Raw genomic sequence first — 13,907 nt, 5'->3', positions numbered from 1 at the left:
TATTATGAAGCTTAAAATAAAAAATCTGTTTGTACAAGCATGTTTTGTTGCGGGAGGGGTAATGGCGCTCACGTCCTGTAATGACTTTCTTGATAGAGAACCTCTTTCTTCTGTCACACCGGAAGTCTACTTTCAAACGGTGGATCACTTTGCCGCTTATTCCATAGCGAGGTATCAAAACTATTTTCCTTCGCATGGTGGTTATGGAGCAGGTATAGCGAATAACGATGGTGGAACGGATAATATGGTGGCCGGAGGGCGTAGTAGTCGCTATGTAAAAGGGCTTTGGAAAGTTCCTTCCAGTGATGGTAACTGGAGTTTCAGCAATATCCGTTATTGCAACTACTTCTTTGAGAATGCTGTGCCTAAATATGAAGCGGGTGAGGTTGCCGGAGCAGATGCCGATATTCGTCATTATATTGGCGAAATGCATCTGATGCGTGCTCTTGTGTACTATAATTTATTGCGTACTTACGGTGACTTTCCGATCGTAACAGAGGTTTTGCCCGATGACAAAACGGTGCTGATGGAAAAAGGTGTCCGCCAACCTCGTAATCTGGTTGCCCGCTTTATCCTGAAAGATTTGGATGATGCTGCCAATATGATGTACAGTAAGGGATTTAAAAATAATACCCGTTTGAATCGTGAGACAGCTTTGCTGATTAAATCCCGGGTGGCACTGTATGAAGCCTCTTTTGAAAGATACCACAAGGGTACAGGGCGTGTACCGGGAGATGATAACTGGCCAGGAAAGAAAGTACATTCTAATTTCTCATTGGATGTAGAAGCTGAGGTTGACTTCTTCTTGACAGAAGCCATGAAAGCAGCGGAAGAAGTTGCAGATAAAATAACTTTGACCCCTAATACAAAGGTTGAAGATCCTGCTAGTCCTTCTATTACATCCGGATGGAATCCTTATTTTGAAATGTATGCCAATGTTGATTTAAGCGGCTATGACGAAGTGTTGTTCTGGCGTCAGTATGCAAAAACCGGTAGTTTCTCTATCATGCATGGCACCCCGGCATGGATTGCGTCCGGTTCTAATCATGGCTTGTTGAAAAGCTATGTTGAAAGCTTCTTGATGCAGGATGGTCTGCCTTGGTATGCGGCCAGTAGCGCAGCACCTTATAAGGGGGATGCTACATTGGATGATGTGAAGGCTAATCGCGATAACCGTCTTCAGTTGTTTATGTTTGGTGAAAGCAATTTTGTACCAGTATATTCGACCGAGGAACCGGGCACTGTGAAAATGTTTGCTCCGCATCCTGTATCTAACCGTGAAGAGATGAGAGACCAGACAGGATATCGTATTCGTAAATATGCCAGCTTTGATATGGCACAGAATGTATGGGGAAAAGCTGAGTCGACTACCGGATGTATTATTTATCGTGGCGTAGAGGCTTATCTGAATTATTTGGAAGCTTATTATATGAAGAATGGTAACGTTACAGGTAAAGCAGCTCAATATTGGAGAGCCGTTCGTGAACGTGCAGGCGTAGATCCTGATTTTACAAAAACAATCAATGCGACTGATTTGAATCAGGAAACAGATTGGGGTAAGTATTCAGGTGCCCAGGTTGTAGATGCTACCTTATTAAATATACGTCGTGAGCGTCGTTGTGAATTTATTGGTGAAGGTATGCGTTGGGATGATTTGGTTCGTTGGCGTTCGATGGATCACTTGCTGACGAAAAACTATATGCCTGAAGGATGTAATTTCTGGGATGAAATGTATAAGTCGGCTAACAAAGATGAGAATGGTGCTGAGATTACATTTAAAGATTCCGGTGAAGAAGGTTCCAATATCTCTTCACGTACCTTTAAGTATTTGCGTCCTTATGCCATTTTGAAAGCCAATAATGACGTATACGACGGTTATACCTGGCAGAAAGCTCATTATCTCAACCCTGTGCCGGTTCGCGAGATGGAATTGCTGTCTCCGGATGAAAAAGTAGAAACGTCTGTATTATACCAGAATCCTTATTGGCCAACTAAGATTGGAGAGGTTGCTGAAGAATAATTCGGTTTTCAATAGATTATTTAAATAAAGTAGAGGAGAGGGGTGTTATTGAAGATAACGTCTCTCTCTTTTTTATTCTGACTTCAGATATGCTCATCACAAAGTTAAAACTCAGAATCCGAAAGATTCAGAGTAAAGTATATCTTGATCTTTAGAGAAATGTTTTCTTCGTACAAGCCAAGTTCATCCTGGTAGCCAGGATGAAGTTTAATTACCATTTTAGATACGTTTGTTTTCGGTCCTTTAGCACTTTGAATAGAGGAATTTGTCGTTTTATAATTGATTTCTTAGTCTCTTTCTATCCTTTTGGGAGTATCTGTATTCTGTGAAAAAACAGACGAAGGAAATTTAGACAGGCTTTTATGGCAAATAGAATTAAAAACAATCCCTTAGCTTGCGTGCTATTTATTAATTGGCTGGTATATAATAAAATATTTAATTAATATAGCTGTTGTATAATAAAAAATACTATCTTTGCTCCCGATAACATAAATATTAATTAGTCGATACCATGAAAAAAGCTGTAATTCTATTTTCGCTTTTCTGTTTTCTGTGTGCTATACCGGTAGTTCGAGCCGCAGATACAATTTTTGTTCGTGAGACCCGTATTCCTATTTTGATAGAGAGACAAGATAATGTCTTGTTCTATCTTCGTTTGGATGCTAAAGAGAGCCAGACTCTTAATGATGTAGTGTTGAATTTTGGTAAAGGAGTGGATCTGTCTGAAATTCAGTCTATAAAACTTTATTATGGTGGTACAGAAGCATTGCAGGACAGAGATAAGAAACGTTTTGCTCCTGTGGGATACATCTCCAGTAACACTCCGGGAAAAACGCTTGCCGCCAATCCTTCTTATTCAATAAAAAAATCGGAGGTGAGTAATCCTGGCAATCAAGTTGTTTTGAAAGGGAACCAAAAACTGTTTCCGGGAATTAACTATTTCTGGATTAGTCTGCAAATGAAGCCGGGTACATCCCTTACCAGTAAGGTGACTGCCGATATTGCTTCGGTCACTCTGGATGGTAAGAAGGCTCTGTTGGATGTTGTTTCGCAAGAAGGAATTGAACACCGCATGGGGGTAGGAGTACGTCATGCCGGAGATGATAATTCTGCCGCATTCCGTATCCCGGGATTGGTGACTACTAATAAAGGTACACTGCTGGGAGTTTATGATGTACGGTATAATAGTAGCGTGGACTTGCAAGAGCATGTTGATGTTGGTTTAAGCCGCAGTACAGATGGTGGAAAAACCTGGGAGAAAATGCGTTTGCCTTTGGCATTTGGGGAGTTCGGTGGTCTGCCTGCCGGTCAGAATGGAGTAGGAGACCCTTCTATCCTTGTTGATACAAAAACAAATAATGTTTGGGTGGTTGCTGCCTGGACACATGGTATGGGTAACCAACGTGCATGGTGGAGTTCACATCCGGGTATGGATATGAATCATACTGCGCAACTTGTTCTTGCCAAAAGTACGGATGACGGTAAAACGTGGTCTGCACCTATTAATATCACAGAACAGGTAAAAGATCCGTCTTGGTATTTTCTGTTGCAAGGTCCGGGTCGGGGCATCACTATGAGTGACGGTACTTTGGTATTCCCTACTCAGTTTATTGATTCGACACGTGTACCCAATGCAGGTATCATGTATAGCAAAGATGGTGGTAAAAACTGGAAAATGCACAATTATGCACGCACGAATACTACAGAGGCTCAGGTTGCCGAGGTCGAGCCCGGAGTATTGATGTTGAATATGCGTGATAATCGTGGTGGAAGTCGTGCTGTGGCTATTACAAAAGACTTGGGTAAAACATGGACAGAACATGAATCTTCTCGCAAGGCATTGCCGGAATCGGTTTGCATGGCTAGTTTGATAAGCGTGAAAGCCAAAGATAATGTTTTGGGCAAGGATTTATTGATATTCTCTAATCCTAATACGACGAAAGGACGTTATAATACTACTATTAAAATCAGTCTGGATGGTGGTGTGACTTGGTCACCCGAACACCAACTTTTATTGGATGAAGGCAATAACTGGGGTTATTCTTGTCTTACTATGATTGATAAAGAAACGGTTGGTATTCTTTATGAAAGCAGTGTGGCACATATGACATTCCAGGCAGTGAAGTTGAAAGACATTATTAAATGAGAAATTTTCCCCCATAAACTAAATAAACACCGATGAGAAATAAACAAATTTTCTTAATCAGTTTCATTATTTACTTATGCACAATTTCTACGGTCCGGGCAGGTGAATATCACCTGCTTCCGGAGCCGCAAAAGTTCACTCCTTTAAGTTCCAGCTTTGTACTGGGCAGAACAAAGCTTTCTACTCCGGTGCTTCGGCAAGAGTGGGAAGCTTTTGTTGTCGATAGGGGTGGAGTCATTGATGACAAAGCTCGTGCAAGTATTGAAGTGAAACTGGTACCTTCATTAGAAGAGGTACCTTTGAACGCAGACGAAGCTTATCGCCTGGTGGTAAATAATGGTAAAGTTACGGTTGAGGCTGTGACGGAGCATGGTGTGTATTGGGCTATGCAAACTTTGGCCCAGTTACAGGATGTGCGAAAGAAAAAGGCAACATTCAACGGTTGTTCAATTGTTGACTGGCCTGCTTTCCGAATACGTGGCTTTATGCAGGATGTAGGGCGTACGTATATGTCGATTGAAGAATTGAAACGTGAAATTGCTGTTCTTTCACGTTTTAAAATTAATGTCTTTCATTGGCACCTGACTGAAAATCAATCGTGGAGGCTGGAAAGTAAAATTTTTCCGATGCTGAATGACAGTGTGAATACGACTCGTATGCCGGGTAAATACTATACATTGGAAGAAGCGAAAGATTTAGTCGCTTTTTGTAAAGCGCATAATATACTTTTAATCCCGGAATTTGATATGCCGGGGCATAGTGAGGCTTTTGTCCGTACATTCCGTCATGATATGCAGAGCCCGGAAGGAATGAAAATTCTTAAATTGCTGGTAGATGAAGTTTGCGAGACTTTTGATGTACCTTATCTTCATATTGGTACGGATGAAGTTCGGTTTACCAATCTAAAGTTCGTTCCGGAAATGGTCGAATATGTCCGTGCCAAAGGAAAGAAAGTAATTTCGTGGAATCCGGGATGGCATTATAAACCTGGCGAAATTGATATGACGCATTTGTGGAGTTATCGTGGAAAAGCCCAAAAAGGTATTCCCGCAATTGATTCTAAGTTTCATTATCTCAATCATTTTGATACTTTTGGCGATATCATTGCATTGTATAACAGCCGTATTTATAATGTTGAGCAAGGAAGTGACGATATTGCAGGGACAATTCTTGCCATCTGGAATGACCGTTACGTAGCTAACGAACGCAATATTATACTTGAGAATAATTTCTATCCTAATATGCTGGCTATTGCTGAACGTGCATGGAAAGGCGGAGGTACAGAATATTTTGATAAGAATGGTACTATCTTACCTTCTGAAGACTCTCCGGAGTTTAAAGAATTTGCTGATTTTGAGAATCGTATGCTTTGGCATAAAGAGCATACATTTAAGGGATATCCGTTCGCCTATGTAAAACAGACGAATGTAAAATGGAATATTACTGATGCATTTCCTAATGGTGGAGATTTGAATAAAGTCTTTCCTCCGGAACAGGAATTGAAGGATTCTTATTTATATGAAGGAAAAGAGTATGGGGTACACCCTGCCATTGGTGCGGGTATCTATCTTCGTCATGTATGGGGGAAAATGGTACCTACTTTCTATAAAGATCCGCAAGAGAATCATACGGCTTATGCCTATACATGGGTTTACTCTCCGAAAGATCAGGAAGTAGGGCTATGGGCTGAATTTCAGAATTATGGTCGTTCGGAAATGGACTTGGCTCCGTTACAAGGTAAATGGGACTATAAAGGCAGCCGTATCTGGATCAATAATGAAGAAATACAGCCGCCTGTATGGACAGCTACTCATAGTACAAAGAGTAATGAAATAGCGTTGGGAAATGAAAATTGTGTGGCACGTCCGCCTATCGCCGTACATCTGAATAAAGGCTGGAATAAAGTTTTCCTGAAATTGCCGGTTGGCAAATTCAATATGCCCGAGGTGCGGTTGGTGAAGTGGATGTTTACTACAGTTTTTGTAACTCCTGACGGAGAAAATGCAGTGGACGGACTTATCTATTCGCCCGACAAAACGAAGTGATCGAGAAAAAATAAAAACGAATGAAGAAAATTTTATTAATGATGTTGTTGCTCGCCTCAATGGCGGGCAACGCACAGGAACGCAAATATTCTACGTTCTATTATCAACGTGCAACTCTGTTTGAGGAGCTGCCTGTGACTTCAAAAGATATCATTTTTCTGGGTAATAGTATTACTAACGGGGGAGAATGGAGTGAATTATTGAATAATAAGCATGTCAAAAACCGGGGAATCAGTGGTGATATCTGTATGGGTGTTTATGATCGGCTGGATGCGATTTTAAAAGGAAAACCCGCTAAAATATTCTTGTTGATCGGTATAAATGATGTAAGCCGGGGCACCTCTGCGGATACAATTGTTCATCGTATTGGTATGATTACTCAAAAAATTAAACAAGAATCTCCAAAAACAAAGCTATATTTGCAAAGTGTACTTCCGGTAACCGATCATTATAAGATGTTTGGCGGACATACGTCACGTTGGCAAGAGGTGAAAAAGATTAATGAAGGGCTGCTTCGGCTGGCTGACAGAGAACACGTGACCTATATTGATCTCTATTCTCATTTTGTTGATGAGAAGACCGGCAAGATGAATATTGAGTATACAAATGATGGTTTACACTTACTGGGTAAAGGCTACCTTAAATGGGTGGATATTGTTAAACCTTATATAAACAAGAAATGAAAAAGATACTATTCTTATCTCTATTTTTGATGATTTGCGCAGTTTTGTCCGCACAGAAGCGGATAAAAGTTGCTTGCGTGGGGAATAGTATTACGTATGGGTATACTCTTCCAAATCCGGCAACGGATTCTTATCCTTCACAGTTGCAGCAACTTTTGGGCGATACTTATGAAGTTGGAAATTTCGGAAAATCAGGGGCTACTTTATTAAATAAAGGACACCGCCCTTACATGCAGCAGGAAGAATTTAAAAAAGCGCTTGCCTTTGCCGGTGATATTGTTGTTATTCACTTGGGAATCAATGATACGGATCCTCGTGACTGGCCGAACTATCGTGATCATTTCGTGAAAGATTATCTGGCATTGATTGATTCTTTCCGTGTTGTTAATCCTAAATGTCATATTATTATTGCCCGACTGACACCGATTGCCGATCGTCATCCTCGTTTTGAGTCGGGTACCCGTGATTGGCATGGAGAAATTCAGCAAAGTATCGAGACAATAGCTAAATATGCCGGGGTTCAGTTGATAGATTTCCATGCGCCGCTTTATCCGTATCCGTATCTTCTTCCGGATGCTGTACATCCTAATGTAGAGGGTGCCGGCATTCTTGCGAAAACGGTATATTCTGCGATTACGGGAGATTTCGGTGGATTACACTTATCTGAACTGTATACTGACAATATGGTGCTTCAACATGGGCAGCCTCTGACTATCCGTGGCAAAGCAAACGCAGGAGAAAAAGTGACTGTAGCAATAGCTAAACAGAAACAGTCTGTGAAAACTGCTTCCAATGGTGATTGGGCGATCACTCTCCAGCCTTTGAAGGCTGGAGGCCCATATACTTTGACTGTTTCTGCGGGAAAGCAGAAACAAGCTTTCAATAATGTATTAGCCGGAGAGGTATGGCTTTGTTCCGGACAATCGAACATGGAGTTCTATCTTGGTTGGAGTAAAACTGCTAAAAGGGATATTCCGCAAGCCGCCAATGATCAGATTCGTTTGTTCGATATGAAGGCGCGCTGGCGTACAGATGCTGTTGAATGGGATGAGTCCGTATTGGATTCATTAAATCATCTGCAATATTATAAAGATACCGAATGGACAGTTTGTTCGCCTGCTACTGCCGGTTCTTTCTCTGCGGTAGCTTACTATTTTGGTAAAATGCTGCAGGACAGTCTAAAGGTACCTGTCGGATTGATTTGTAACGCAATCGGCGGTTCGCCTACCGAAGCATGGGTAGACCGTAATACATTGGAATATAAATTTCCGGCTATATTACGTAACTGGACTCAAAATGACTTTATCCAAGACTGGGTACGCGGTCGTGCCGCTCTTAATGTGAAAAAGGCGGATAGCAAACAGCAACGTCATCCTTATGAACCTTGTTACCTGTATGAGGCCGGTATCCGTCCTTTAGAACAATATCCTATTAAAGGTATTATTTGGTATCAGGGTGAATCGAATGCACATAATCGTGAGGCACACGAGAAATTGTTTAAACTATTGGTTGAAAGTTGGCGTAAAAACTGGGAAAATAAAGATTTGCCATTTTATTATGTGCAGTTGTCAAGCATCAATCGTCCGTCATGGCCATGGTTCCGTGATAGCCAGCGCAGAATGATGTATGAGATTCCTAATACAGGTATGGCAGTATCGAGTGACCTGGGTGATTCGCTTGATGTACACCCCAAACACAAACAGCCTGTTGGGGAGCGTTTGGCACATTGGGCTTTGAATCAGACTTATGGAAAGAAGAATGTAACGCCTTCGGGGCCGATGTTCCGCAATGTAGAGTTCCGTGATGGTGCTGCTTACGTGTCATTTGATTGTGCTGAAGGTATGCATTCATCGGATGGGAAACCGTTACGGACATTCGAAGTGGCTGAAACAGAGGATGTTTATTATCCGGCTACAGCCGAAGTTGTAGGAAATCAAATAAAAGTATATAGTAAAGAAGTGAAGAATCCTCTTCGTGTACGTTACGGCTGGCAGCCTTTCACCCGGGCCAATCTGGTCAATGGTGATGGTTTACCGGCATCTACGTTCCGTACGGACTGGGGAAGATAAACTTGAAAAAGAGAGCAGTTTATGATGAAAAAATTATTGTATGGACTTGTATGTTGTTGCGGTTTAGCTTATGGGCAAAACAGGGACACTTCGGATGTGTTAATGTTGAATGACGATTGGTCATTCTCACAGGTGGGGACAGAAAAATGGCTACCAGCTACTGTCCCGGGCACTGTTCATCAGGATTTGATTCATCATAAATTGCTACCCGATCCGTTCTATGGTACCAATGAAAAGAAGATTCAGTGGGTGGAAAATGAGGATTGGGAATATAAAACCAGTTTTGTCGTTACAGAAGAGCAGTTGAAGAGAGATGCCGCCCAGCTTTCCTTTGAGGGACTGGATACTTATGCGGATGTTTATTTGAATGGTTCTCTGATTCTGAAATCAGATAATATGTTTGTGGGCTATGTAGTTCCCGTAAAACAAGTATTACGTAAAGGGGAGAATCTGCTGCATGTTTATTTTCATTCTCCGATAAAACAAACCCTTCCACAGTGGTCCTCCAATGGATTTAATTATCCGGCAGATAATGATCACCACGAAAAACGTCTTAGTGTATTTACCAGGAAAGCTCCTTATAGTTATGGATGGGATTGGGGAATCCGTATGGTTACAAGCGGTATCTGGCGTCCTGTTACTCTTCGTTTTTATGATGTTGCTACTATTGCAGATTTTCATGTGAAGCAGCTTAGTCTGACAGATCAGGTTGCAAAACTCTCTAATGAATTGGAAATTAATAGTATTTCTGAGAAAGAAAAGCCTGCTGAGGTCTTGATCTCTTATTCATTGGAAGGAGGAGAGGAAGTGATGGTAAAGGAAAATGTAACATTAAAACCGGGTTTTAATCAAGTCCAAATTCCATTGGATATTCAGAACCCCGTGCGTTGGATGCCCAATGGGTGGGGGAAACCTCATTTATATGATTTCTCAGTGCAGGTGGTGTGTGATAGCAAAACGGTCGCCGCACGGCAGCATCGAATCGGCCTTCGTACGATACGCGTAGTGAACGAAAAAGACAAAGATGGAGAATCTTTTTATTTTGAGGTGAATGGCATCCCGATGTTCGCAAAAGGAGCAAACTATATTCCTGATGATGCGTTGCTCCCCAATATAACTACCGAACGTTATAGGACTCTGTTTCAAGATATGAAAGAGGCTAATATGAATATGGTTCGTATATGGGGTGGGGGAACTTATGAAGACGATCGTTTCTATGATCTGGCAGATGAAAATGGTATTCTTGTCTGGCAGGATTTTATGTTTGCATGTACTTCCTATCCAAGTGATCCTACTTTCTTGAAGCGAGTGGAAGAGGAGGCGGAATATAATATCAAACGTCTGCGAAACCACGCTTCACTCGCCATGTGGTGTGGGAATAATGAAATTCTGGAAGGATTAAAATACTGGGGATGGCAAAAGAATTATACTCCGGAAGTATATGAAAACATGTTCCGGGGATATGATAAGTTATTCCGGGGATTGCTGCCTGCAAAGGTGAAAGAACTTGATGAAGGGCGTTTCTACAAACATACTTCTCCCTATTTCGCAAATTGGGGACGTCCGGAGTCCTGGGGCACGGGCGATAGTCATAACTGGGGTGTGTGGTATGGCAAAAAGCCTTTTGAGTCATTAGATACCGATTTGCCTCGTTTCATGAGCGAATTCGGTTTCCAGTCGTTCCCTGAAATGAAGACGATTGCTACTTTTGCGTCTACGAAAGATTATCAGATTGAATCGGAGGTAATGAACGGACACCAGAAAAGCAGTATCGGTAACGATTTGATACGAACTTATATGGAGCGTGATTATGTTGTTCCTGAGAAGTTTGAAGACTTTGTATATATCGGACTTGTACTTCAGGGGCATGGTATGCGCCATGGCATGGAAGCACATCGTCGCAACCGGCCTTATTGTATGGGGACATTATACTGGCAGCTTAATGATAGTTGGCCTGTCGTTTCCTGGTCAAGTATAGACTATTATGGCAATTGGAAGGCATTGCACTATCAGGCAAAGCGAGCTTTTGCACCACTGCTGGTCAATGCGATACAAGAAGGTGATAGTTTGAGTGTTTATCTGATATCTGATTTGTTGGAGAAACAGAGTCAACTTACACTTGAAATGAAAGTGATTGACTTTAATGGCAAGACATTAGATAAGGAAGTTGTCAGGGCAGTCGAGGTTCCGGCGAATGTTTCTTCTTGTGTCTTTCGTAAACCGTTGAGTGAGTGGGTGACATCGGAACATCGTAAAAACAGTTTCTTACTACTTGCTTTGAAAGATAAAACCGGTAAGAAAATAGCTGAAGAGGTTTATTTCTTTAATAAGACTAAGGATTTGGAGTTGCCCCAAACAAATGTTTCTATGAAAGTAAAGCAATCCGATGGTAAGTGTGAAGTGACCTTATCGTCTTCTAAGCTGGCTAAAGATGTATTTATCCAGATTCCTGTTCAGGGCGCCCGTTTCAGTGATAATTTCTTTGATCTGTTGCCGGGGGAAAACAAGAAGATAACGATTACGTCTCCGGATATTAAGAAAGGAGAACAGCAAAATATTACAGTGAAACATGTACGAGATACCTATAACTAACACCTATTAAATAATTTGTATGAGAAATCTTTTTAAAATTGCCGGTTTACTGGCGCTCACGGGATTTATTTCTTCGTGTAACGACAAAGAGACTACAGCTAATTACCAGGTAATTCCTTTACCTCAGGAAATTACTACTGCTCAAAGCCAACCATTTACATTGAATGGTAGTGTGAAAATCATCTATCCGGAAGGAAATGAGAAGATGCAACGTAATGCCCAATTTCTGGCGAATTATCTGAAGAAAGCTACAGGTAAGGATTATGCAGTTGAAGCTGGAACTGAAGGTAAAGGTGCTATTCTGCTTAAATTGGGTATGGAATCAGAGAACCCTGAAGCTTATCAGTTGAGTGTGAATGCAGATGGTGTAACCATTGCTGCTCCCACTGAAGCCGGTGTATTCTATGGTATCCAGACGTTACGCAAGTCTATTCCGGTTGCCATTGGTACAACTCCTTCATTGCCGGCTGTAGAAATCAACGACCATCCTCGTTTCAGCTATCGTGGTGCCCATTTTGATGTGGGACGTCATTTCTTCACAGTAGATGAAGTAAAGACATATATCGATATGATGGCTTTGCATAACATGAACCGTTTGCATTGGCATTTGACAGAGGACCAGGGTTGGAGACTTGAGATCAAGAAATATCCTAAGTTGACAGAAATCGGTTCAAAGAGATCGGAAACTGTAATCGGACGTAATTCAGGAGAATATGATGGAAAACCTTATGGTGGTTTCTATACTCAGGAAGAAGCAAAAGAAATCGTAGCTTATGCTGCCGATCGTTATATCACTGTTATTCCGGAAATTGACCTTCCGGGACATATGCAGGGAGCATTGGCTGCTTATCCCCATTTGGGATGTACCGGTGGTCCGTATGAAGTTTGGAAGATATGGGGAGTATCCGATCAGGTATTGTGTGCAGGTAACGACAGCGTACTGACCTTTATCGATGATGTACTGACAGAAGTTATGGATATCTTCCCATCTGAATATATTCATGTTGGTGGTGATGAATGTCCGAAGAGTGAATGGGCGAAATGTCCGAAGTGTCAGGCTCGTATCAAAGCTTTGGGAATCAAGAGTGATGCTAAGCATTCAAAAGAAGAGTATTTGCAGAGTTTTGTTATCAACCATGCAGAAAAATTCCTGAACGAGCACGGACGTCAGATTATCGGCTGGGATGAAATTTTGGAAGGTGGACTCGCTCCGAATGCAACCGTGATGTCATGGCGTGGTGAAGGTGGCGGTATCGAGGCTGCCAAGCAGAAACATGATGTTATCATGACTCCGAACACTTATCTATACTTTGACTACTATCAGACCAAAGATACTGAGAATGAACCTTTGGCTATTGGTGGTTATTTACCTTTGGAGAGAGTGTATAGTTATGAGCCAATGCCCTCTTCATTGACTCCGGAAGAGCAAAAATATATTATTGGTGTACAAGCTAATCTTTGGACGGAATACATTCCTACTTTCTCTCAGGCTCAGTATATGGTGTTGCCGCGTTGGGCTGCTTTAGCAGAGGTGCAATGGTCTAATCCTGAAAAGAAGAATTATGAAAACTTCCTGACCCGTTTGCCACAATTGATTAATATATATGAAGCTGAAGGATATAATTATGCCAAACATGTATTTGATGTGAAATCCGAGTTTGTTGCTAATTCGGCTACAGGAGCAGTAGATGTAGTGATGACTACTATTGACGGTGCTCCCATCCATTATACATTAGATGGAACTGAGCCTACGGCAGCTTCTCCCGTATGTGACAGTATTCTTACGATTAAGGAAAGTTGTACTTTAAAGGCGGTTGCTGTTCGTCCTACCGGAAACAGCAAAATGCTGACTGAAAAGATTGCTTTCAGTAAATCTACTTCAAAGCCTATTAAAGCTAATCAGCCTGTAAACAAGCAATATGAATTTGGTGGTGTTTCTACATTAGTAGACGGACTGAAAGGAAATGGTAACTACAAAACCGGCCGTTGGATCGCATTCTATAAGAATGATATGGATGTAACAATTGACTTGCAGCAACCTACCGAAATTTCAAGTGTAGCTATCACTACTTGTGTTGAAAAGGGGGACTGGGTATTCGATGCACGTTCTTTCTCAATTGAGGTTTCAGATGATGATAAGACTTTTACTAAAGTTGCTTCTGAAGCATATCCCGAGATGAAAGAGACCGACCGTAATGGGCTTTATGAGCACAAATTGACTTTCGATCCGGTAAAAACCCGTTATGTGAAAGTGGTTGCAACGTCGGAACACTCCATTCCGGCATGGCATGGTGGTAAAGGTAATCCGGGCTTCTTATTTGTAGATGAAATTACGTTGAATTGAAAAAATAG

General features: G+C 41.6%; 7 protein-coding genes. All 7 read left to right on the top strand.

Going from position 1 to position 13,907, the window contains the following annotated elements:
* Positions 1 to 4 precede the first annotated feature (4 nt).
* The 7 genes from QK890_RS04130 to QK890_RS04100 all read left to right on the top strand — a co-directional run bounded on the left by QK890_RS04130 (position 5) and on the right by QK890_RS04100 (position 13,899).
* Positions 5 to 2,020, top strand: a complete 2,016-nt coding sequence (locus tag QK890_RS04130) for a RagB/SusD family nutrient uptake outer membrane protein (protein ID WP_367627209.1) — start codon at positions 5 to 7, stop codon at positions 2,018 to 2,020.
* A 511-nt stretch (positions 2,021 to 2,531) separates the two neighbouring features.
* Positions 2,532 to 4,166: a sialidase family protein gene (locus QK890_RS04125; RefSeq protein WP_005776517.1), complete on the top strand. Its 1,635-nt coding sequence runs from the start codon at positions 2,532 to 2,534 to the stop codon at positions 4,164 to 4,166.
* A 32-nt stretch (positions 4,167 to 4,198) separates the two neighbouring features.
* Positions 4,199 to 6,211, top strand: a complete 2,013-nt coding sequence (locus QK890_RS04120) for a family 20 glycosylhydrolase (RefSeq protein ID WP_005819541.1) — start codon at positions 4,199 to 4,201, stop codon at positions 6,209 to 6,211.
* A 20-nt stretch (positions 6,212 to 6,231) separates the two neighbouring features.
* A complete protein-coding gene (locus tag QK890_RS04115; RefSeq protein WP_022012119.1) occupies positions 6,232 to 6,894 on the top strand; it encodes an SGNH/GDSL hydrolase family protein in 663 nt (220 codons plus the stop codon).
* Entirely contained in the window at positions 6,891 to 8,963 is a 2,073-nt protein-coding gene (locus QK890_RS04110; protein WP_032539446.1) for a GDSL-type esterase/lipase family protein, read from the top strand. The genes QK890_RS04115 and QK890_RS04110 overlap by 4 nt, the downstream gene beginning before the upstream one ends.
* A 21-nt stretch (positions 8,964 to 8,984) precedes the next feature.
* The gene (locus QK890_RS04105) at positions 8,985 to 11,555 is read left to right on the top strand and encodes a glycoside hydrolase family 2 protein (protein WP_367627208.1); all 2,571 of its coding nucleotides are present in this window, start codon (positions 8,985 to 8,987) and stop codon (positions 11,553 to 11,555) included.
* Positions 11,556 to 11,574: 19 nt separating this feature from the next.
* A complete protein-coding gene (locus QK890_RS04100; protein ID WP_044299624.1) occupies positions 11,575 to 13,899 on the top strand; it encodes a family 20 glycosylhydrolase in 2,325 nt (774 codons plus the stop codon).
* Positions 13,900 to 13,907: the final 8 nt, after the last annotated feature.

This window comes from Bacteroides sp. NGMCC 1.200775 (assembly GCF_040798045.1).
Lineage (GTDB): Bacteria > Bacteroidota > Bacteroidia > Bacteroidales > Bacteroidaceae > Bacteroides > Bacteroides hominis.
This window is presented reverse-complemented; position numbering and strand designations above follow the sequence as displayed.

Excerpts from the sequence above, each read along its gene's own strand:
- QK890_RS04125 (WP_005776517.1), top strand. The coding sequence starts at position 2,532 with ATGAAAAAAGCTGTAATTCTATTTTCGCTTTTCTGTTTTCTGTGTGCT.
- QK890_RS04100 (WP_044299624.1), top strand. The coding sequence starts at position 11,575 with ATGAGAAATCTTTTTAAAATTGCCGGTTTACTGGCGCTCACGGGATTT.
- QK890_RS04110 (WP_032539446.1), top strand. The coding sequence starts at position 6,891 with ATGAAAAAGATACTATTCTTATCTCTATTTTTGATGATTTGCGCAGTT.
- QK890_RS04120 (WP_005819541.1), top strand. The coding sequence starts at position 4,199 with ATGAGAAATAAACAAATTTTCTTAATCAGTTTCATTATTTACTTATGC.
- QK890_RS04130 (WP_367627209.1), top strand. The coding sequence starts at position 5 with ATGAAGCTTAAAATAAAAAATCTGTTTGTACAAGCATGTTTTGTTGCG.
- QK890_RS04115 (WP_022012119.1), top strand. The coding sequence starts at position 6,232 with ATGAAGAAAATTTTATTAATGATGTTGTTGCTCGCCTCAATGGCGGGC.
- QK890_RS04105 (WP_367627208.1), top strand. The coding sequence starts at position 8,985 with ATGATGAAAAAATTATTGTATGGACTTGTATGTTGTTGCGGTTTAGCT.